The organism is Foliimonas ilicis (assembly GCF_039939195.1).
In the GTDB taxonomy this organism is placed as follows: domain Bacteria; phylum Pseudomonadota; class Alphaproteobacteria; order Rhizobiales; family Rhizobiaceae; genus Foliimonas; species Foliimonas ilicis.
This window is the reverse complement of sequence record NZ_JBDUUH010000007.1, coordinates 156750-176850: the sequence shown is the minus strand read 5'-3', so window position 1 is coordinate 176850 and position 20101 is coordinate 156750. Positions and strand designations below refer to the sequence as shown.

Sequence of the window (20101 nt, the reverse complement as noted above, 5' to 3'; positions counted from 1 at the left end):
CACAGGGGCAGGCATGGCAAACGGGGTTCTGCAAAAGCCGGAGGTCACCGCATTTTTCGACGAGGCAAGTTCGTCGATACAATATGTGGTGTCCGATCCGGCGACCAGAAAATGCGCGATAATCGATCCCGTTCTGGGTTTTGATGAAAAATCAGGTGCTACAGACACCGTGCAAGCCGATATTCTGCTCGCATTCATCGAACAGAGCGGGCTTTCGCTGGAATGGATACTCGACACGCATCCGCATGCGGATCACTTCAGCGCGGCGCAATATCTGAAGAAGCGAACCGGAGCACCGACGGCAATCGGTGAAAAGATCGTCGGCGTTCAGAAACTCTGGAAAGACATCTACAATCTGCCGAATTTTCCGGGCGACGGCTCGCAATGGGACCATCTGTTCGCGGAGGGCGATGTTTTCTACATCGGGACGCTCGAAGCGCGCGTGCTGTTTTCGCCCGGCCATACGCTGGCGTCGATCAGCTATGTGATCGGTGACGCGGCCTTCGTGCATGACACGCTTTTTATGCCCGATGGCGGCTCGGCGCGCGCGGATTTTCCCGGTGGCAGTTCGAGCGCGCTCTGGAACTCGATCCAGCAGATACTGAGCCTGCCCGACGAAACGCGCATTTTCACCGGCCATGACTATCAGCCGGGCGGGCGTGAGCCGCGTTGGGAAAGCACGGTGGCCGAGCAGAAGGCCACGAACATTCATCTCGTGAAGGCAAAGACTGAGGCCGACTATGTTGCACTGCGCGATGCGCGGGACGCTACACTGCCCATGCCAAAGCTCATTCTGCATGCGCTTCAGGTGAACATGAATGGCGGCCACCTTCCGCAAGCCGAAGCGAACGGCACACGCTATCTGAAAATCCCGCTCGATACGCTGCATTGCGGAGCCGCACGGAAATCCATTTAGGATCGTCTTCAAAATGTGAACGGCGTGTTCGCTTTGTCTCGGCTTGTGTGAACAATCCGAATGGCTCATCTAGAAGGCAACAAGACATTGTGCGTCAGGAGTTTTATCTTGCAACCGGCCAGACGCACGGTCCTGACCGCAGCGGGTTTGCTTGCCATTGGGGCAGGAACCACGCGCGGTCATACGGAGCCGAAAATGAGCGAACTTCCATTTGCCGCGACCACCCCGATCAGCGTTTCGCGCGTCGGGCTTAAAGCCAAGGACGCCAAGGGCCTCGCGGAGTTTTATAGCGCGATTGTCGGTCTGGAAGAGATTGGCCGCGATGGCGAAACCATCACGCTGGGTGCCGCTGGCAGACCTTTGCTCGTGATCGAATTCGATCCTTCGGCCAAGCCGGACGATCCTCGTTCCGCCGGGTTGTTCCACACGGCATTCCTTCTGCCGACGCGCGCCGATCTCGGTCGCTGGCTACAGCATGCTATCGACCGGAAAATCCCCGTCGAGGGCGCATCCGACCACCTCGTCAGCGAAGCGCTTTACCTGACAGATCCTGAAGGCAACGGCATCGAAATCTACGCCGACCGCCCGCATGGTAGCTGGAAATGGAAGGACGGGCAGGTTGAGATGGCGACACTGGGCCTGAATGTGCCGGACCTGCTCGCCTCCGTGCCTGCCGGTGACGCCGGCTGGCAAGGCGCACCTGAAAACAGCATTGTCGGCCATGTGCATCTTCGGGTCGGCGATCCCAAGCAGGCGGAAGCCTGGTGGCACAAGGAACTCGGCTTCGACACCGCTGCCAGATATGGCGATGCGGCTGTCTTCCTCTCGTCAGGCGGCTATCATCACCATATCGGTGCGAATTCGTGGCGCAGTGCGGGTGCCGGAAAACGCGATAACGACAGCACCGGGCTTTCGTGGGTCGAGATGCGCTCGGCTTTGGCTGAACAGCCTGTGCGTTATGAAGACCCGTGGGGCACGACGATCAGTGTCGTAAAAGGCTGATTTCGGTCGGATAAATTGAAAAAGGCGGCGCTTAAAGCGCCGCCTTTTTGATTTCAGGCTTCGCCGAACACGCGGCGGAAAATCGTATCGACATGTTTGGTGTGGTAGCCGAGGTCGAATTTCTCGCGAATTTCTTCTTCGGAAAGAGCCTTGAGCACTTCCTCGTCGCCCAGAAGTTCCTCAAGGAAATCCTTGCCCTGTTCCCACACCTTCATGGCGTTGCGCTGTACGAGGCGGTAGGAATCTTCGCGTGAAACGCCTGCCTGCGTCAGAGCAAGCAGAACGCGCTGGCTCATCACCAGACCGCGGAACTTGTTCATGTTCTTCAGCATGTTTTCGGGATAGATGACCAGCTTCTCGATCACGCCAGCCAGACGGTTCAGCGCGAAGTCGAGCGTGATGGTGGTATCCGGGCCAATCGCGCGTTCGACACTCGAATGGCTGATATCGCGCTCATGCCAGAGAGCTACATTTTCCATCGCCGGAACAACCGACATGCGCACCAGACGGGCGAGGCCGGTCAGGTTTTCAGTCAAAACCGGATTGCGCTTGTGCGGCATTGCGGACGAGCCCTTCTGGCCGGGAGAGAAGAACTCTTCGGCTTCAAGGACTTCGGTGCGCTGCATGTGGCGGATTTCGGTGGCGACGTTCTCGATGGACGAGGCAATGACACCGAGCGTTGCAAAGAACATGGCGTGACGGTCGCGCGGAATGACCTGCGTCGATACCGGTTCTGGAGCCAGGCCGAGCTTTTCGCAGACATATTCTTCGACCGACGGATCGATATTGGCGAAAGTGCCGACTGCACCGGAGATCGCGCCAGTGGCGATTTCGGCACGCGCATTGACTAGACGAGCGCGGTTGCGCTCCATTTCGGCGTAGAAGCGGGCAAACGTCAGGCCCATCGTCGTCGGCTCTGCGTGGATGCCGTGGCTGCGTCCGATGCGAACCGTATCCTTGTGTTCGAAAGCGCGCTTCTTCAGCGCGGCAAGAACGCGGTCCATGTCCGTCAGAAGCAGGTCTGCTGCGCGCACGAGCTGGATGTTGAGTGTGGTGTCCAGCACATCGGACGAGGTCATGCCCTGATGGATGAAGCGGCTGTCGGGGCCGACGAATTCCGCCAGATGCGTGAGGAAGGCGATGACGTCATGCTTTGTCACGGCTTCGATTTCATCGATGCGCGCAACGTCGAAGGTAGCACTTCCGCCCTTTTCCCAGATCGTCTTGGCGGCGGACTTCGGAATAACGCCGATTTCGGCAAGCGCATCGCAGGCATATGCCTCGATTTCAAACCAGATGCGGAATTTGGTTTCCGGCGACCAGATGGCGACCATTTCCGGACGGGAATAACGAGGGATCATGGCGGGTCCTTTTTATGTTGCGGACCCTCTAGCAGACGATGCCCGATAGCTCAACGCGGCAGACGGGCAAACCACAGGGAAGCGGCAAAGAGTGCGGCAAAACCAAGCGGGAAGAACAGCCGCAGCCCGAGAACCGCAAATTGATAGGATGAGACGACTGCGGTGAAGACCAGTTGGAAAAACCAGATGATCGAGAATGTCGGGGCGTGCCATTCCGCATAATAGGCGCGGTACTGGATCGCGTAGACCATGGCGGTCATCGCGACGGTTGCGAATGCGAGGCCGATAAAGGCGGCTGCGAATGCCGTCTCGTTGCTGCGCCCAATCGCGATGAATTTCGAGATAAACAGGCCGAGCGGGAACGCAAGCAGGCCGCCGATTGCGTAGAGCATTGAGACGAAACGGATCTGGCCGGTGGTTTCCCAGGCGTCCCAAAGCAGATTGTTCAGCGCGCTGGCGCCCATCAATGCGCCCCACAGGACTGCGCCGATGAGAGCATGGCTTAGAGACGGTATGGAGAGGCGAAGGCGCTGAATGAGACGCTTCGCAAAGCCGATCCGGGTTGTCGCTGCGATCGACGTGTCTCTCACAGGCGGCCCGCGACTGCGATCCAGCGATGATCCGGCCCTTCGAAGCCGACCCTACGCACTGCAATGACAACGGCATAGACCGCATCTCCACCGGTCGGGAAAAACGTCTGAACCGCGCCGATGCGGTAGCCCAGCGCGCAGCTTCTGCTTTGCGGGATCGTTTCGTCTTCGTGGATGATGCGCGTCGTTCCGCCATCGCTCGTATCGATGCGCGAGAGGCGAAAACCCTTTATTTCGTTGAAATCCATGCATTCGGCATTCGACGGCAGCACGAATTCTTCCAAACGGAATTCGAGCTTCTTGTCGATGGGCGGGAATATGGCGCGCGGGCTGACTTCCATGCGGAATGGGTCGGCGCTGAACTCTGTGATCGCGTTAAACCCGGCCAGATTTCCGCGATTGCGCGCGAGGACATCGCTTGCCACGAATTTCTCACCCGCTTGGCGTGCTTCCGCGCGGGCCTTTTCAATCGTCGCGCTTTCATCGTCCAGACGAATGCGGACCGGTGTGCCGGGCAGATATTCGTCCGTTGCGGTGTCGACATAGTATCGATTTGCGTAGGGAAAGCCCGATCCGTCCTGAACGCCGTATTCCTCGAAAGCGAAGATGCCGCCATTTTCGCTGAAACCCAGAATTTCAAGTTCTGCCGCATCGCCTGCAAAGGCTGGCGCTGCGAGACCCAAGAAGAATGCGAGGAAGAGGATCAGTCTTTTTTTCATAAGCTTTCCGGCACGGTCTTGCGCGTTTTTCAACTGGCGTTCGGCGCATCCATTCCGCATGATGTGCGTTGATGGAAGTGGCTTTCACACAAGGAGAAATCTCGTGGCTGATATAAGCGCAATCCGTGAGCATATGGAAGTAATCGGCGCCGATGGCGTTCATGTCGGCACGGTCGACAAGATCGAGGACCATCGCATCAAGCTGACGAAGAAGGACAGCGGCGAGGGTTCACATAAAGGCCATCACCATTTCATCTCCAAAGGCCTCATCGCGAATGTCGAAGGCAACAAGGTGCGCCTGTCTGCCAATGGCGATGTGGCGGTCACTTTCGAAGAAGAATAGCTACCGCGCAGACCACGTAGGAAAGAGATCATTTTCGGCGGGAGTCGCGGCATGAACGCCGCGAGCAATGGCGCGCGCCATCGTCGCGCCTGCCATTGCGTATAGGTCGACCGCCTGTTCGGGCGTCGGTGTGATCCCGCTTTTTCCTGTGGCGATGGCGAAGACCAGATCGCCGTCGCTTGGCGTATGCGCTGGCCATATCGCGCGGGCAAAACCGTCATGTGCGGAGATCGCCAGCCGTTTGGCCGCTGCTTTGGTCAGGATCGCATCTGTCGCGATGACGGCAATGGTCGTATTTGCGCCTTCGAGGAAATCGCGGAATTTCAGACGTACCTTGCTCGAATTTTCGGGCAGGGGATGCGGATAGCCCAAGCCGCCGAATTCATCGCCGATTTCAAAAGGTGCCGCCCAGAAATGGCGTGTGTTGCCAACTGTGACTGAACCGGACGCATTGACTGCGGCCAACGCGCCAATTGTTATACCGCCATCGATAAGCGTCGAGGCCGAGCCCAGTCCGCCCTTCAAACCTGTCGTGGTTGCACCTATTCCTGCTCCGACTGTGCCAAGCGAAAACTCATCCGTCAGCTCTTGCATGGCCTCATATCCGAGGTCGCGATAGGGCGGATAGCGACCCCAATCCTTGCTCCCGCCATTGATCAGATCGAACAGGATGGCAGCGGGAACGATGGGGATCACCTGATCGCGAACGGCAAAACCGACGCCTTTTTCGCGAAGAGCGGCCTGCACGCCGGATGCGGCGTCGAGACCGTACGCCGAGCCGCCGGAGAGAACCACCGCGTTGATCGTCTGCACCGAATTATGCGCCTCGAGCAGATCGGTTTCGCGCGTACCCGGCGCGCCGCCGAGAATTTGCACACCGGCAACTGCCGGTTCCTCGCAATAAACGACCGATACGCCGGATTTCAGCCGCGCATCACCCGCGTTGCCGACCTTCAGGCCTGCAACATCGGTGATGAGATTTCGCGGACCTGTTCGAAATGTGGACATTACTGGCGCTCAACTGGAATGAAATTCGAGCCTTTGACGCGGAACAGCCGATAGGGATTTTGCGAGACGTCGCCTTTTTCGTCGAAACGGATCGTTCCGATCACGGTCGCAAACTCGTCATTCTGCAATGCCTCGGAAATCGGTTTGCCGCTGGCGACAGCTTCGCGCGCGATTTCGACCGCCGCATAGGCGGGCATCGTGTAGCCGTCCGGCTCTATGCCTTTCTCGCGAAATGCGGCGAGAGTCCCGGCATCCGACACTTCCGACCACTCCGGCAGACCGATCATCAGCGTTCCATTGGCCAGTGGTACATCGCCTGGCGCGCGCAGATTTTCACCGCTCGCGAAAATCATTCCGGCGTTCAGGCGCGCCGCGTCCTGCGTCATGATCGCAATATCGTCACGGTCGCCTCCAACGAACACTTTTGTCGCGCCGCTGCGCCGCAATCGGCCGACAATGCCGACCTGATTTTCGAGACCCGGCCTGAAATTGTCGATGAAAACCGGCTTCAGACCCAATTGCTCGGCAGCGATGCGAAAGCTTTCGGCAAGTTCACGCCCGTAAATCGTGCCGTCATCGACGATCGCGAAAAGCTCGCTCCGCCATAGCCGCGTCAGGATCGTGCCTGCCGCCATACGTTCCGCATCGGAGCGCGGGGCGATGCGGTAGATCGGCCAGCCGGTCTTTTCACGACGATCCGTCAGGCTGTCGGTTCGCACACCCACATCGATGACAGGGATAGACGCGTCCTTGAGAATGGGCAGTGCAGCTTCGATCGCTTCAGTGCACAGAAAGCCGATGACGATTGCCGTCTTTGCCGCAACGAACTGGCGTGCAGCGCTTTCGCCGCCCTCGGCAGTGCAGGCATCGTCCGCGATTTCAAGCCGGATGCCGGCAGTGAATGCTGCTTCCGCCCCGGCTTTGATCTGCTCACCAAGGATCGCGCTTGGGCCGGAAAGGGGGGCTGCAACGCCTATCACGATCTCATCTGCCCAAGCCTGTGACAGGCCGGAAGCGAAGACAAATGCCAGCAGGCAGCGCGCAGCGGCGGATCGCATCGTGTTCAAGTCACCTCCGGCTTTGCCGACATTCTTTCGGCAGAGGTAACGGCTGGCGGTTCGATGCGCAACACCGCCGTTCAGCCTATTGGTTGTTGCGCAATCACAGTGCCCATATATACCGGGCATTCAGATGTAATTGGAACGGGCGCTGGTGCTGAAGAAGAACGACGTAGAGCCGCAAGACTACCGCGATGCAATGAGCCATTTCGCAGGTGCCGTGCATATTGTGACGACAGATGGTGCCGCCGGCCGGCGCGGAACGACGGTGATTGCCGCATGTTCAGTCTCGGACACGCCGCCGGTGATTCTCGTCTGCCTGAACCGCGAAAATCCGAACAATTTGCCGTTCCTCAATAATGGCAATTTTGCTTTGAATACGCTGAGTTCGCAGCAGCAGCCACTTTCGGTGGCGTTTTCGGGCGTGACCAAGCTGCCTCAGGACGAGCGTTTCGCGCTTGGTCAGTGGGATACGATTTCGTCGGGAGCGCCGACCTTGCTGAACGGGCTTGCCGTCTTCGATTGCGAGCTGATCGACACCAAGGATCTCGCCACGCATCGCGTGCTCTTCGGCAAGGTGACAGGTCTGCGCATCGGCGCTAACCTCCGGCCCTTGATCTATCATGACCGCAGCTATCACGTCTTATAGCGGTGTTTCGGAGACGAAATGAGCAATAGCCCGGCGCGGCCGCTGCCGCAGACCATAGACGAAACGCAGGCATTGCTTGCCGATGCCGATTACGTCGCCGACCGGGCGCTGGCGACAGTGCTGTTTCTCAGCTTGCGCATGCAACGGCCCTTGTTTCTGGAGGGTGAAGCAGGCGTCGGCAAAACCGAAATCGCCAAGGTGCTGGCCAGCGCTCTCGGCCGCAGGCTCATTCGTCTTCAATGCTATGAAGGCCTCGACGTCTCCTCGGCTGTCTATGAGTGGAACTATGCCGCCCAGATGATCGAGATCCGCATGGAGGAAGCCTCCGGCTCGGTCGATCGCCAAGGACTTGAGCGCAACGTCTTTTCCGAAAAATATCTTATCCGACGCCCGGTTCTCGATGCGTTGAGCGGCACCAAGGGTGCTGCACCGGTATTCCTGATCGACGAACTCGACCGTGCGGACGAGGCGTTCGAAGCGTTCCTGCTCGAAATTCTCTCCGATTTTCAAGTCACGGTGCCGGAACTCGGTACGATCAAGGCCGAAGAGCCGCCCATCGTCATCATCACCACGAACCGCACCCGCGAGATTCACGACGCTTTGAAGCGCCGCTGTCTCTATCATTGGGTCGATTACCCCGATGCCGCGCGCGAGCTGGACATCGTTCACCGCAAGGTGCCGAAGGCAAATGCCCGCCTTTCGGATGAAATCGTGCGTTTCATCCAGAAATTGCGCGAAATGGAGCTTTTCAAGGTTCCGGGCGTCGCTGAAACCATCGATTGGGCAAGCGCTTTGACCGAATTGGACAAGGTGGCGCTGGACCCCGAAACGGTGTCCGACACGATCGGCGTGCTGCTCAAATATCAGGACGACATTGCCCGGATCGACGGTTCGGAAGGGCGCCGTATTCTCAGTGAAGTCAAGGCCGAGCTTTCGGCAGCAGAGTAGGTCGATGGATTTTTCGACAAGCGATACGCGTTTGGCAGCCAGCCCCGACGGGCGTTTGGCGGACAATATCGTCTATTTCGCGCGGGCGCTGCGAAAGGCAGGCATCAGGGTCGGGCCTGCATCCGTCAAGGAAGCGATTGAGGCGGTGCTTTCTGCCGGTATAGGGTCGCGCGAGGATTTCTACTGGACGCTGCACGCGGTTCTGGTGAGCCGCCATGAAGACCACGAAACATTCGACGAGGCATTCCGCCTTTTCTGGCGGTCGCGCGAGCTGATCGAAAAGATGATCGCGATGTTTTCGCCTGTCGCGCCCGACAAGGCAGAGAAACGCAAGCAGCGTCCCGCTGAAAATCGCGCGAGCGAGGCGCTTCTAGGTTCAAGTCAGAACGCCCGCGAGATGCGCGAAATCCTCGAAATCGAGCTGGATGCGCGCCTCACATCATCGTCGCGCGAATTACTGCAAGCCAAGGATTTCGCGCAGATGAGCGCTGCCGAGATGCTGGAGGCGCGGCGCGCGATAACGGCTCTCAAGCTGCCGGTGGACAAGGTTCGCACGCGACGCTTCCGACCCGATATGCGCGGCGCGCGCATCGACCCGCGCGCGATGATGCGGCAAGCGACCCGCACCGACGGAAGGCTCATTCTGTCACGGTTTCGCTCGCAGCGCGAAGAGCATCCGCCGCTTGTCGTTCTGGCCGACATTTCCGGCTCGATGAGCCAATACACGCGGATTTTCCTGCATTTCCTGCATGCATTGGCAGAAAAGAGGCGGCATGTTCACACATTCGTCTTCGGCACGCGCCTGACCAATCTGACCCGGCAATTGCGTCATCGCGACCCCGACCGCGCGCTCGCAGATTGCGGTGCTGCCGTCACCGATTGGGCAGGCGGCACGCGCATTGGCGATACGCTGGCCGAATTCAACAGGCTCTGGTCGCGCCGCGTGTTGGGGCAAGGTGCCGTCGTTCTGCTGATCACGGATGGGCTGGAGCGCGACGATGTGGCGGAGCTTTCGCAGGAAATGGAGCGGCTCAAAAAATCCTGCCGCCGGCTGATCTGGCTCAATCCGCTGCTGCGCTTCGACGGATTTCAGGCGCGGGCGCGGGGCGTTCGGGCCATGTTGCCTCACGTCGATGAGTTTCGCGCGGTGCATAATCTGAACGCGCTGAGCGACCTTTGCGCGTCGCTTGATCAGAAACACAACATCGTGACCGATCCGAAGCGTTGGCTGGGGCTTGGCAACGACAAGGTGGCGTGACCATATTTCATGCGGGAGAAAGCGAAATGCCTGAAACTGCGCAGATCGATGAAATCCGTGACCCGCTCCTGATCGCCGAGGAGTGGCTGAAGAGCGGCCGCAAGGTTGCTTTGGCAACCGTCGTAGAAACCTGGGGCTCCGCGCCGCGACCGGTAGGCAGCCATCTGGTAATCGATTCCGAAGGCAATTTTCAAGGGTCGGTTTCCGGCGGATGCGTCGAAGGCGCAGTCGTTGCCGAGGCACTGGAAGTGCTGGAAAGCCAAAAATCGCGCATGCTCGATTTCGGCGTGGCCGATGAAACCGCCTGGCAGGTCGGGCTTTCCTGCGGCGGCAAGATCAAGGTTTTCGTTGAAGGGTTGAAATAGTAGTTTGGACGCGCAGCTTCTCAGCCAGATCAACGCAGCCAGAAAGTCCCGGCAGGCAATTGCCGTGCTTACCGATTTGACCGAAGGCAAAAGCCGCCTCGTGAACGAGACGGAAGCGCGCAACGACGAGTTGGGCGATGTTCTGCAAAATGCGTTTCGCACAGGCCGTTCGCTGACCGCCGGCACGGACGAAAAACCGGTTTTCATAAATATGCATCTGCCGAGCCCACGGCTCGTGGTCATCGGGGCGGTGCATATCAGTCAGGCGCTGGCGCCTATGGCGCGGATTGCCGGGTATCCGGTCGAGATCATCGACCCGCGCAGCGCTTTTGCCAGCGAAGAGCGGTTTCCCGAGGTCTCGCTTCACGCCGATTGGCCCGAAACTGTTTTGCAGAACCATCCGTTGGACAGCTATTGCGCGCTCGCGGCCATCACGCACGATCCGAAAATCGACGATTTCGCGCTGAAGGCAGCGCTTGATGCGAATTGTTTTTATGTTGGCGCGCTTGGCAGCCGCAAAACCCATGCGAAGCGTGTCGAGCGGCTTTTGGCGCTTGGTGCAACGCAGGAGCAGATCGAGCGCATCAAGGCACCGATCGGACTGAATATAGGCGCCGCCAATCCGGCCGAAATCGCGGTCGCCACGCTTTCCCAGATCATAGAAGCGTTCCGCACGCGCGGCGTTTCCAGCCATGAAGGCCGAGACACTTGAAGTTCGGCCCGGTTTCCATCGAAAAGGCCGAAGGCGGTATCCTTGCGCATACGCTTGTTGCGGGCGACATAAGGTTTCGCAAATCGCATCGCCTGACTGCGGCTGACATTGCGGCGATCCGCGCTGCGGGCATTCAGGAAGTCATCGTCGCACTTCTGGACCCGGACGATCTTGCCGAGGACGATGCGGCGGAAACCATCGTCACTTCTCTGTCTTTTGACAATCTGGATGCGAAACCGGCGTCCACCGGCCGCGTCAATATCTATGCCGCGAAGGCGGGCGTGTTCGTGGTCGATAAGGCGCTGGTCGACGCAATCAATGGCATCGACCCTGCAATCACCCTGGCGACCTTGCCGCAATTCGCCCATGTCGAAAACGGCCAGATGGCGGCGACGGTGAAGATCATTCCTTTTGCCGTCGCATCGGAAAAGCTTCGGCAGGTCGCAGCGCTTTGCGCGGGCAAGCAGATATTTAGTGTGCATCCATTCAAGCCGATGAAAGTCGGCCTTATCCAGACGACGCTGCCCGGCACGAAAGCCAGCGTGCTCGACAAGACAACGCGCATTACGCAATCGCGCCTGGCGCGCTCGTCCTCGCAAATTTCTAGCGAACAGCGTCCGCCGCATGAGAGCGGTGCCGTTTCGCAGGCAATCGGCAAGGCAAGTGCCGGCAATGACATGGTGATCGTCTTCGGCGCATCGGCAATGAGCGATTGCGACGATGTGGTTCCGGCGGCGATCCGGCAGGCTGGCGGCACGGTCATGCGCTGCGGCATGCCGGTAGATCCGGGCAATCTGCTGGTTCTGGGCGAAATCGACGGCAAATTCGTCATTGGCGCGCCGGGGTGCGCGCGTAGCCCGAAGGAAAACGGGTTCGATTGGGTTCTGGACAGGCTGATTGCCGGTGTCCCGGTCAATGACGCCGATATCGCCGCAATGGGCGTCGGGGGTCTGTTGATGGAAATACCGAACCGCCCGCAGCCGCGCGAAGCAAAACAGACTGCCGGTGCCACGGTAGACGCAATCATTCTGGCGGCTGGGCGTTCGAGCCGCATGGGCGGGCCAAACAAATTGCTGGCACTGTTCGACGGAGAGCCGCTGGCGCGGCGCATGGCAGAACGCGCACTGGCATCGAAGGCACAGCACGTACATGTCGTGACCGGTCATCAGGCCGATGCGATCAGATCGACGCTCGACGGGCTTGACGTGGAGTTCGTCCACAATGCGGATTTCGCATCGGGCCTTTCCAGTTCGTTGAAGGCTGGAATAACGGCTCTGTCTGACGATACGGCAGGCGTGCTCGTCGTGCTGGGCGATATGCCGGGCGTAACGACCGAGGATTTCGATCGCATGATTGCCGCTTTCGAGAAATCGGGTGGATTGTCCGTCGTGCGTGCCGTTCACAATGGCAAACGCGGCAATCCGGTTCTGTTGCCGCGCGCGCTTTTCCCGGAATTGGCTACGCTCGAGGGCGACACCGGGGCACGGCACATTGTCGAAAGTGGCGATGTTCCGGTCGTGGATGTGGAGATCGGCGCTGCGGCGACACTCGACGTTGACACAAGAGATCTGCTCGAAAGCGCAGGCGGAGTTCTTCAGGGGTGACATGAAGCAAGCAGGCATCTTCCGGCTGGCCGTTTCTGCGCTTTTCATATTTGCGCTGCCTGCCTTGGCCTATGCGCAGCTAGCGCCCTACAAGGACGATCTGTTCGCTTATTCGTCGGTCATTTCCAGTCAGGACGGCAGTGCTTACCGTGTCGTCGAATACAATGAATTGCGCGATATCAACCAGCGCGATGAAATTCCGGAGCGACGCGTAAAGCGCAATTACGTTTCGACCGGAATTCGCAAGGTCCAGCAGGATTTGCGGCTGGCAACTTCGGCGGGAGAAATCAGGCATTTCGCGGTCGGAAAGACGAAAGGTGCTGGCCTGATCGTCGTCTATCTGCACGGGCAGGGTGGCAGCCGCAAACAGGGCGTCGATGACTTCACCTTCGGCGGCAATTTCAACCGGGTGAAGAACCTCGTTGCGGGCAATGGCGGACTCTATCTTTCGCCGGATTTCACCGATTTCGGCGACAAGGGCGCGGCCGAAATCAAGGCACTGCTTGGGCATTACGCCGCGCAATCGCCTAATGCGAAGATCATCGTCGCCTGCGGGTCGATGGGCGGCGGGCTGTGCTGGAAGCTGGCGCAGGATGCCGAAATCGGCCCGAAACTTTCAGGCCTGCTGCTTTTGGGCTCGCATTGGGACGAAAATTTCCTGAACAGTGCTGCTTTTCGCTCAAAAGTTCCGGTGTTTTTCGGTCAGGGAACCCGCGACAAGGTGTTTCCGCTGGAAAAGCAGGCTGCCTTCTTCCGCTCGATACGCGCGAAATCGCCGTCTTACCCGACGCGTTTCGTCGCCTTCGAATCCGGCACGCATGGCACGCCGATCCGCATGACGGACTGGCGCGAGACGCTCAACTGGATGCTTTCGGCCAGATAATTTAAGGCGCTGTGTGGTAATCCAGAACGGTTTCCGGGTTCACCTCGCCATCATAGGACGCGTCGACATCGTATTTGACGAGCGTGAAGACCCCGTTGCGGAAAATCCAGATGCCGTTCGAAGACGCATCCCCGACGCCGCGCCATTTGGCATTGTCGGTGATCGATCTCGTCCCTTCGTCATAGGATGAATTTATCAACTGATCCTCGGTGGTGAAGCCGATGATGGAGACGCTTTCGACTGCGCCTTCCGTGTCCTCATTCTCGTAGCGAATATCGAGGTCTGGCTTTGCAAACTGCAATGGGCTTAAGCCGTCGAGATCGGTGTTGAGATAGTAGACGTGCATTTCATTATAGGCGCCGGAACCGCAGAAGAAGCGGAACAGCCGCGCCTTGCGTTCCGGTTCATTGGCCTCGTCAGTCTCGTTGCGATAGGCGATGTCGTGGCTTTCCGCCTGAATATTTTGCGGGTCGGCGCCGGGGCTTAGTGAATCGCATTGGTCGGCATAGGCCGCGGCAAACATTGCCTTGGCTTTCTCAAGCAGGGCGTCTTTCGGCTCGACCGGCGCATCGCCGCATGAGGCGGGCAACGCTTCCTCATAGGGTTTGTCGCTTGGCTGCAACTCGCCCTTTTCGATGTGAAGCGGCGTGAAATTTTCGTCCTGGATTTGCGGGTTGGAGAGCCGGGCGGTGTAGCAGCCGGCGAAAACCTGGACCGTGCCATCCTTTTGCGCAGCCGCGATCGACACCGGAACGCTGAAATAGGTGCTGCCTGCAGCACCTTCCGTGCCGACATCGCCGGTGATCACATCGACGCGCTCGGTGTTTTCATAGCCTTTGCGAAACGTCTCGACGTCCTTCGCGGGCTTCAATTCGCCGAAATAGCTCCAGGCGCGCGCATATTCCTGCCTGCTCACCGCATTGTAGAGCGATTTCACGAGGGCTGCGGCATCGGATCGATTATCGAGATAAGGCTGCTCGGTTTGCTGAGCGAAAGAACTGCTGGAGGCCGCAAGGACAGTCGCGAATGCAAGTCCGCAATGGAAGGCTTTCATGACGAATCTCCGATTTGGGGAGAATCGTAGCACGGATTGCGGCAATCCCTTGGCGCAAGCCATCGCTCACGCCAAAGGCGGAATATTTCTTTATCTTTGTGCCATTTCGCGCGCGACTTTCGGGAAATCTGCGGCCTTGATGCCGATATCGGCGCGTTCCCTGTTGCTCATTGCATTGAGCAGAGCAAGCGCTGCCCGATATTTCACATTTTCCCTCGGGCGAGGGCGGGCGAACAATTCAGTGATGAAGTTCATGACGGACCTCTGTTTCAAGTCCTCCCCGATCAACAATATAATCGATTATTATTTATTGTGCAGTGCAGCATATCGCATAGCAGTCATGCAAAAAGCGCTTGCGCGAGGATCATTTTCATTCCGATAAATTCTAGTTATTTTTCCTGATGATTATTAACCAGAGCGCCCTATCTTCTGGTAATCGATGATGGCGAATCCTGTGGAGCGAGCCGGTTATGGGTAAGAATGCAGGTCGCGATTTTGCCTCCCTGCTTGATGATCTGTTTGTGGAGAAGGGCGCTGACGATCAGCGCGCTGTGCCGCCATCCGTGCCCTTCGATTATCTCTCAGTCGTCGATGAACTCCATTCCGGGCGCATAAAGGTTTCCAGCGATACCGCGGCTGCCGAATATCGGGCGGTTTCGGATTTCGAGGCCGAGCTTGCGGCGCTTTTACAAGGACATCCTGACGTTGAAGAGGATGTGATTACGCCTCTGCCGACCATCGAACCGGAAGCGATTGCGCAGGAGCTTGGCCTTCACAAAATGAAGACCAGCACGGATTTCGGACGGTTGCGCCGCAGTTTCGCGTTCAAAAATCATCCAGATCGTGTCGCGCCGCATCTGCGCCAGCGCGCCATGGTGCGCATGCAGGTCGCGAATATGATGATCGATGAAGCCAAGCGCCGCGCCAAAAAAGAGCGAAGCGATAATTAGGCTTTTTTCGGCTGCCTTCGTTGAGAAATCACCACTGATCGGATATTCAAACAGCGATAAGCGCGTCCGCGCTTTGCTTCCCGCATGATCATTTTGTGAAAAGTCCGCAGCTTTGCGGGCCTATGCTTACGATTTCCGGAGACCGAATATGCAAAAGCGCCGCCTTGGCCGCACCGACCTTTCCGTTTCAAAAATTTGCCTCGGCACCATGACCTGGGGCCAGCAGAACACCGAAGAAGAAGCCCACGCTCAGCTCGACCTGGCTTTTTCGAGCGGCGTCAATTTTCTGGATACCGCAGAACTTTATCCGATCCCGCCAAAGGCGGAGACGCAGGGGCGCACCGAGACCTATATCGGCAACTGGATGCAGGCCCGCAAAAACCGCGATCAGGTGATTGTCGCTACCAAGGTCGTTGGCCGCACGGCGAATGACTGGTTCCGTGGTGGACGCCCATCGAAACTCGTTCGCACCGACATTTTCGATGCAGTCGAAAAGTCGCTCGCGAAACTCAAGACGGACTACATCGATCTCTATCAGATCCACTGGCCGGAACGTCAGGTGAAATGGGGCTCCAATCCCAACCACATCGGCAACACACCGACAGAGCCTGACGCAGACGAAACACCGATTGCCGAAACGCTGGCTGTTTTCGAAGAGCTGGTGAAGGCCGGAAAAATCCGGCATCTCGGGCTTTCGAATGAAAGCTCCTGGGGTGTGATGCGCTTCGTGGCGGAGAGCGACAAGGGCGTTGGCCCGCGCGTGGCATCGCTCCAAAACGGCTACAATCTCGTGAACCGTACTTTCGAGGTAAATCTCGCCGAAGTCTGTGGCCGGGAGGAGGTTGCATTCCTGCCTTATTCGCCGCTCGCACAGGGCTATCTGACCGGCAAATACGATCACGGCGCGCGTCCCGAAGGCGCACGGTCAACGCTTTTCGACCGTGGCCAGCGCTACCAGACGCCGAATGCCGCCGAAACGCTGCTCGAATACAACGAGCTTGCGCGTTCCTTCGGCATGGAGCCTGCGCTGTTTGCCAATGCGTTCGTCACCAGCCGCTATTTCGTGACGTCGAACATTATCGGCGCGACGAGCATTCCGCAGCTTGAAATGGCGTTGTCGTCAGCAGACGTAACCTGGACCGACGAGATGCAGGCGGCAGTCGATGTGATCCATCAGCGTACGGGAAATCCTTGCCCGTAAGCTCTTAGATTGAGTCGGGAAAAGACAATATCCCTTTGATCACAAAGGGATATTGTCGTGCTTCTTCCAGGGGTTTTTCAAATCCTTGTTGCGCAGCATCCGCAATGCCCGCGCAATGCGGCGCCGCGTGGAATGCGGCATGATAACCTCGTCCACATAGCCGCGTTCGGCTGCCACGAAGGGCGAGAGGAAGCGATCCTCATAGGCTTTCGTGTGTGCAGCGATCTTGTCGGCGTCGCCTATATCCTTGCGATAGATGATCTCGACCGCGCCTTTTGCGCCCATCACTGCGATCTGCGCTGTCGGCCATGCATAGTTCATATCGCCGCGCAGATGCTTAGAGGCCATCACATCATATGCGCCGCCATAGGCTTTGCGGGTGATGACGGTAATTTTCGGAACGGTCGCTTCCGCGTAGGCGAACAGAAGTTTTGCGCCATGCTTGATGAGCCCGCCATATTCCTGGGCAGTGCCGGGCAGGAAGCCGGGTACATCGACGAATGTCACGAGCGGGATGTTGAAACAGTCGCAGAAGCGCACGAAACGCGCCGCCTTGCGGCTCGCATCGCTGTCGAGAACGCCTGCAAGCACCATCGGCTGGTTGGCGACGAAACCGACGGTGCGGCCTTCGACGCGTCCGAACCCGGTGACGATATTTTTCGCAAATGCCGCCTGAATTTCAAAGAAATCGCCCTCATCACAGGTTTTGAGGATCAATTCCTTGATGTCATAGGGTTTGTTGGCGTTTTCCGGGATCAAACGGTCCAGCGACAGATCGGCATCCGTGACCGATTGGTAGCATTCGATTTCCGGCAGCTCGGCAGTGTTCGATGCAGGCAGCAGGTCGATCAGGCGGCGCATCTGCAAAAGTGCCTCGACATCATTGTCATAAGCGCCGTCTGCGATGGATGATTTCGTGGTGTGGACGGACGCGCCACCGAGCTGTTCAGCCGTAACAGTTTCATTTGTAACTGTTTTGACGACATCAGGTCCGGTCACGAACATGTAGGACGTGTCGCGCACCATGAAGATGAAATCGGTCATGGCAGGCGAGTAGACATCGCCACCGGCGCACGGCCCCATGATGACGGAGATTTGCGGAATGACGCCCGAGGACAGGACATTGCGCTGGAAAATCTCGGCATAGCCGCCAAGCGCTGCGACGCCTTCCTGAATGCGCGCGCCGCCCGCATCGTAGATGCCGATGATCGGCGCGCGGTTGCGCAGCGCCATTTCCTGCACCTTTATCACCTTCTCGGCATGCGCTTCGGAGAGCGATCCGCCGAATACGGTGAAATCCTTGGCGAACAGGAAAACGGTGCGGCCGTTGATCGTGCCCCAGCCGGTGACGACGCCGTCACCCGCAATCTTGTTGTTCTCCATGCCGAAATCGGTGGAGCGATGTTCGACATACATGTCGAACTCTTCGAAAGAACCTTCATCCAGGAAAATCTCGATCCGCTCGCGCGCGGTGAGCTTTCCCTTTTTATGCTGGGCGTCGATGCGCGTCTGGCCACCGCCTGCACGCGCATTTTCCCTGCGACGCTCAAGTTCTTTCAGCACGTCCTTCATGGGGCTCCTCCGGTTCGTGACGAACCTGTTAGCACGGCGCGGAAGATGCGCAAATCAGGACTTTTCGCGCTGTTACCAGCTTCCGGTGTTCGGCATGGATGCCCAGGGCTCGGCTTTTTCGAGTGCAGGGCCTTTCTGGAGCAGTTCGATCGAAATGCCGTCCGGCGACTTGATGAAGGCCATGTTGCCATCGCGCGGCGGGCGGTTGATGGTTACGCCCTTGTCCTGCAATTGCTGGCAGGTGGCGTAGATGTCATCGACCTCATAGGCGAGGTGGCCGAAATTGCGCCCGCCCTTGTAGTCTTCCGGGTCCCAGTTGAAGGTCAGTTCGAGAAGTGGTGCCTTTTCACTGGTGCCGGATTGTTCATCCTCTGAGGCGGCGAGGAAAACCAGTGTGAAGCGGCCTTTTTCGCTTTCGGTACGGCGGACCTCTTTCAGTCCGAATTTCCCGCAATAGAAGTCGAGCGATGCATCGAGATCTGCGACGCGGACCATTGTGTGGAGATAGCGCATAGGGATTTTCCTTCCGTTGAGGTCGCGGGGAACATAAGGCGGGTAGCCACCCCGCGACAACCTCCAACCCGCATCTCAGCCGATACTGAATTAACGACGTAAGCGTTATTACGTGAATGAAGTAAAAAAAGGCGGCTCGGCCCTTGCACTGAATGGAACACGCGGTGTTAATCTTCAAATAAGAATCAGTTGCTGCGTTTGTGAGGAAGGGGGCATTCTGATGGGAGAACGAGCCTCATATCCGGGGCATGACAATTCGGGGCACGAACTGTCGCATGGGGAAGATGCAGGCGATTCTACCGGTCTGGTAGAGATTGCCGGCGCTATAAAATGGTTCGATGTCGCCAAGGGATATGGCTTCATCCTGCCGGACGATTCCAGCTTCAGCGATATCCTTTTGCATGTGACCTGCCTTCGGCGGGATGGTTTTCCGACGGCGCTGGAAGGCGCACGCATCGTGTGCCTCGCCAAGCAGGGCGATCGGGGGCTTCAGGCTTTCCGCGTCATTTCGATGGACATGTCCACGGCGGTCAATCCGGCAGAGATGCAGGAGCAGCGCACCCATGTAGCGGTGACTGCCGAAAGCGGACTTGAGCGCGCTTTGGTCAAATGGTTCAATCGCACGAAGGGCTTCGGCTTTCTGACACGCGGCGAAGGCACGGAAGACATTTTCGTGCATATGGAAACGCTTCGCCGTTATGGCCTTACCGAATTGCGTCCGGGCCAGGTTGTGCTTTGCCGCTTCGGACGCGGCGACAAGGGCCTTATGGCTGCCGAAATTCACCCCGATATTGGCACATTGCCCGTCCAGCACTAGGTTTGGGCAATAGCTTGCAGGGCTGTCATTTGGCTGAACCTGCCTAATTGCAATCGGGGCGCCAATGACAATCTCCATTCGAGCCGGCTTTGCGGCTCTTTTTCTGGCCTTTCTCGCGCCCGTTCTGATCGCGTCGCCGCAAGCCTTCGCCAAAACGCAGGCGATGATGCTGCCGGTCGATGCGACACCGCTGGTTGCGGAGATTTCTGGCAAGCCAAGCTTTTCAATTGAGATCGCAGACGACGAATCTGAGCGCGCACGCGGATTGATGTTTCGCGAGGACATGCCGGCAGATCGCGGCATGTTGTTCGTATTCGAGCGCACCGGCGATGTCGGTTTCTGGATGAAGAACACGCCGATGCCGCTTGATCTGGTGTTTATCGGTCAGGATGGGCGCATCGTTGATGTCCTTCCAGGCGAACCATTCTCCATAGCCCCCATCTCGCCGCGCAAGCCGGTTCGTTTCGTGCTTGAGCTTAAACGCGGCACGGCAAGCGCCAAGGGGCTTACGGCTGGTGTGCTGCTTCGGCATCCGGCGATCGATGCAGTCGCTGGCGGCGGTTGACGCCGCCACATCA

At 58.1% G+C, this 20101-nt stretch carries 23 protein-coding genes; 14 read left to right on the top strand and 9 right to left on the bottom strand.

From position 1 onward, the window contains the following. Nucleotides 1–13 precede the first annotated feature (13 nt). Nucleotides 14–916 (top strand): MBL fold metallo-hydrolase, encoded by a 903-nt coding sequence (locus ABFT80_RS16695; protein ID WP_347973051.1) that lies wholly within the window; start codon nucleotides 14–16, stop codon nucleotides 914–916. A 195-nt stretch (nucleotides 917–1111) separates the two neighbouring features. After that, entirely contained in the window at nucleotides 1112–1918 is an 807-nt protein-coding gene (locus ABFT80_RS16690) for a VOC family protein (protein ID WP_347973050.1), read from the top strand. A gap of 53 nt (nucleotides 1919–1971) precedes the next feature. Here the strand turns inward: ABFT80_RS16690 and purB are convergent, their stop codons facing one another. From purB to ABFT80_RS16675, 3 genes are read right to left on the bottom strand one after another with little or no spacing between them, the layout of a single operon-like run. Continuing rightward, nucleotides 1972–3279, bottom strand: a complete 1308-nt coding sequence (purB, locus tag ABFT80_RS16685; protein WP_347973049.1) for an adenylosuccinate lyase — start codon at nucleotides 3277–3279, stop codon at nucleotides 1972–1974. Nucleotides 3280–3329: 50 nt separating this feature from the next. Next, a complete protein-coding gene (locus ABFT80_RS16680) occupies nucleotides 3330–3869 on the bottom strand; it encodes a hypothetical protein (protein WP_347973048.1) in 540 nt (179 codons plus the stop codon). After that, nucleotides 3866–4588, bottom strand: coding sequence for a DUF2259 domain-containing protein (locus ABFT80_RS16675; RefSeq protein WP_347973047.1), 723 nt, complete (start codon nucleotides 4586–4588; stop codon nucleotides 3866–3868). Before ABFT80_RS16675 ends, ABFT80_RS16680 begins: the two co-directional genes overlap by 4 nt. A gap of 112 nt (nucleotides 4589–4700) precedes the next feature. Between ABFT80_RS16675 and ABFT80_RS16670 the strand changes: the two genes are divergently transcribed. Further along, nucleotides 4701–4931: a DUF2171 domain-containing protein gene (locus ABFT80_RS16670; protein WP_347973164.1), complete on the top strand. Its 231-nt coding sequence runs from the start codon at nucleotides 4701–4703 to the stop codon at nucleotides 4929–4931. Here the strand turns inward: ABFT80_RS16670 and ABFT80_RS16665 are convergent, their stop codons facing one another. Both ABFT80_RS16665 and ABFT80_RS16660 read right to left on the bottom strand, forming a co-directional pair. Beyond that, nucleotides 4932–5939, bottom strand: a complete 1008-nt coding sequence (locus tag ABFT80_RS16665; protein WP_347973046.1) for a P1 family peptidase — start codon at nucleotides 5937–5939, stop codon at nucleotides 4932–4934. Next, nucleotides 5939–6997, bottom strand: coding sequence for a branched-chain amino acid ABC transporter substrate-binding protein (locus tag ABFT80_RS16660; RefSeq protein ID WP_347973163.1), 1059 nt, complete (start codon nucleotides 6995–6997; stop codon nucleotides 5939–5941). Before ABFT80_RS16660 ends, ABFT80_RS16665 begins: the two co-directional genes overlap by 1 nt. A 154-nt stretch (nucleotides 6998–7151) precedes the next feature. Here ABFT80_RS16660 and ABFT80_RS16655 point away from each other — a divergent pair, with 154 nt between their 5' ends. Genes ABFT80_RS16655 through ABFT80_RS16625 form a run of 7 tightly spaced genes read left to right on the top strand, consistent with a single transcriptional unit; the run spans nucleotide 7152 to nucleotide 13416 of the window. Further along, nucleotides 7152–7646, top strand: coding sequence for a flavin reductase (locus ABFT80_RS16655; protein ID WP_347973045.1), 495 nt, complete (start codon nucleotides 7152–7154; stop codon nucleotides 7644–7646). Between the two features lie 18 nt (nucleotides 7647–7664). Continuing rightward, the gene (locus tag ABFT80_RS16650; RefSeq protein ID WP_347973044.1) at nucleotides 7665–8594 is read left to right on the top strand and encodes an AAA family ATPase; all 930 of its coding nucleotides are present in this window, start codon (nucleotides 7665–7667) and stop codon (nucleotides 8592–8594) included. Between the two features lie 4 nt (nucleotides 8595–8598). After that, complete coding sequence (locus ABFT80_RS16645) at nucleotides 8599–9852, top strand: vWA domain-containing protein (protein WP_347973043.1); 1254 nt, start codon at nucleotides 8599–8601, stop codon at nucleotides 9850–9852. Nucleotides 9853–9878: 26 nt separating this feature from the next. Then, entirely contained in the window at nucleotides 9879–10217 is a 339-nt protein-coding gene (locus tag ABFT80_RS16640; protein WP_347973042.1) for an XdhC family protein, read from the top strand. A gap of 4 nt (nucleotides 10218–10221) precedes the next feature. Further along, nucleotides 10222–10929, top strand: a complete 708-nt coding sequence (locus tag ABFT80_RS16635; protein ID WP_347973041.1) for an XdhC family protein — start codon at nucleotides 10222–10224, stop codon at nucleotides 10927–10929. After that, the gene (locus ABFT80_RS16630; protein WP_347973040.1) at nucleotides 10926–12533 is read left to right on the top strand and encodes a molybdopterin-binding/glycosyltransferase family 2 protein; all 1608 of its coding nucleotides are present in this window, start codon (nucleotides 10926–10928) and stop codon (nucleotides 12531–12533) included. The genes ABFT80_RS16635 and ABFT80_RS16630 overlap by 4 nt, the downstream gene beginning before the upstream one ends. Nucleotide 12534: 1 nt before the next feature. Continuing rightward, nucleotides 12535–13416, top strand: coding sequence for an alpha/beta fold hydrolase (locus ABFT80_RS16625; protein WP_347973039.1), 882 nt, complete (start codon nucleotides 12535–12537; stop codon nucleotides 13414–13416). Between the two features lies 1 nt (nucleotide 13417). Here the strand turns inward: ABFT80_RS16625 and ABFT80_RS16620 are convergent, their stop codons facing one another. Further along, nucleotides 13418–14470, bottom strand: a complete 1053-nt coding sequence (locus tag ABFT80_RS16620; protein ID WP_347973038.1) for a DUF1176 domain-containing protein — start codon at nucleotides 14468–14470, stop codon at nucleotides 13418–13420. 90 nt (nucleotides 14471–14560) lie between these two features. Beyond that, the gene (locus tag ABFT80_RS16615) at nucleotides 14561–14725 is read right to left on the bottom strand and encodes a hypothetical protein (RefSeq protein ID WP_347973037.1); all 165 of its coding nucleotides are present in this window, start codon (nucleotides 14723–14725) and stop codon (nucleotides 14561–14563) included. Nucleotides 14726–14940: 215 nt separating this feature from the next. Between ABFT80_RS16615 and ABFT80_RS16610 the strand changes: the two genes are divergently transcribed. After that, on the top strand, nucleotides 14941–15420 hold the full coding sequence (locus ABFT80_RS16610) for a hypothetical protein (protein ID WP_347973036.1): 480 nt from the start codon (nucleotides 14941–14943) through the stop codon (nucleotides 15418–15420). A 148-nt stretch (nucleotides 15421–15568) separates the two neighbouring features. Next, nucleotides 15569–16621: an aldo/keto reductase gene (locus ABFT80_RS16605; RefSeq protein ID WP_347973035.1), complete on the top strand. Its 1053-nt coding sequence runs from the start codon at nucleotides 15569–15571 to the stop codon at nucleotides 16619–16621. A gap of 39 nt (nucleotides 16622–16660) precedes the next feature. Here ABFT80_RS16605 and ABFT80_RS16600 read toward each other — a convergent pair whose 3' ends face one another. Both ABFT80_RS16600 and gloA read right to left on the bottom strand, forming a co-directional pair. Then, complete coding sequence (locus ABFT80_RS16600; protein ID WP_347973034.1) at nucleotides 16661–18193, bottom strand: acyl-CoA carboxylase subunit beta; 1533 nt, start codon at nucleotides 18191–18193, stop codon at nucleotides 16661–16663. Between the two features lie 72 nt (nucleotides 18194–18265). Beyond that, nucleotides 18266–18706, bottom strand: a complete 441-nt coding sequence (gene gloA / locus ABFT80_RS16595; RefSeq protein ID WP_347973033.1) for a lactoylglutathione lyase — start codon at nucleotides 18704–18706, stop codon at nucleotides 18266–18268. Between the two features lie 220 nt (nucleotides 18707–18926). Between gloA and ABFT80_RS16590 the strand changes: the two genes are divergently transcribed. Both ABFT80_RS16590 and ABFT80_RS16585 read left to right on the top strand, forming a co-directional pair. After that, nucleotides 18927–19523, top strand: coding sequence for a cold-shock protein (locus ABFT80_RS16590; protein WP_347973032.1), 597 nt, complete (start codon nucleotides 18927–18929; stop codon nucleotides 19521–19523). Nucleotides 19524–19587: 64 nt separating this feature from the next. Then, entirely contained in the window at nucleotides 19588–20088 is a 501-nt protein-coding gene (locus ABFT80_RS16585; RefSeq protein WP_347973031.1) for a DUF192 domain-containing protein, read from the top strand. Nucleotides 20089–20101 lie beyond the last annotated feature (13 nt).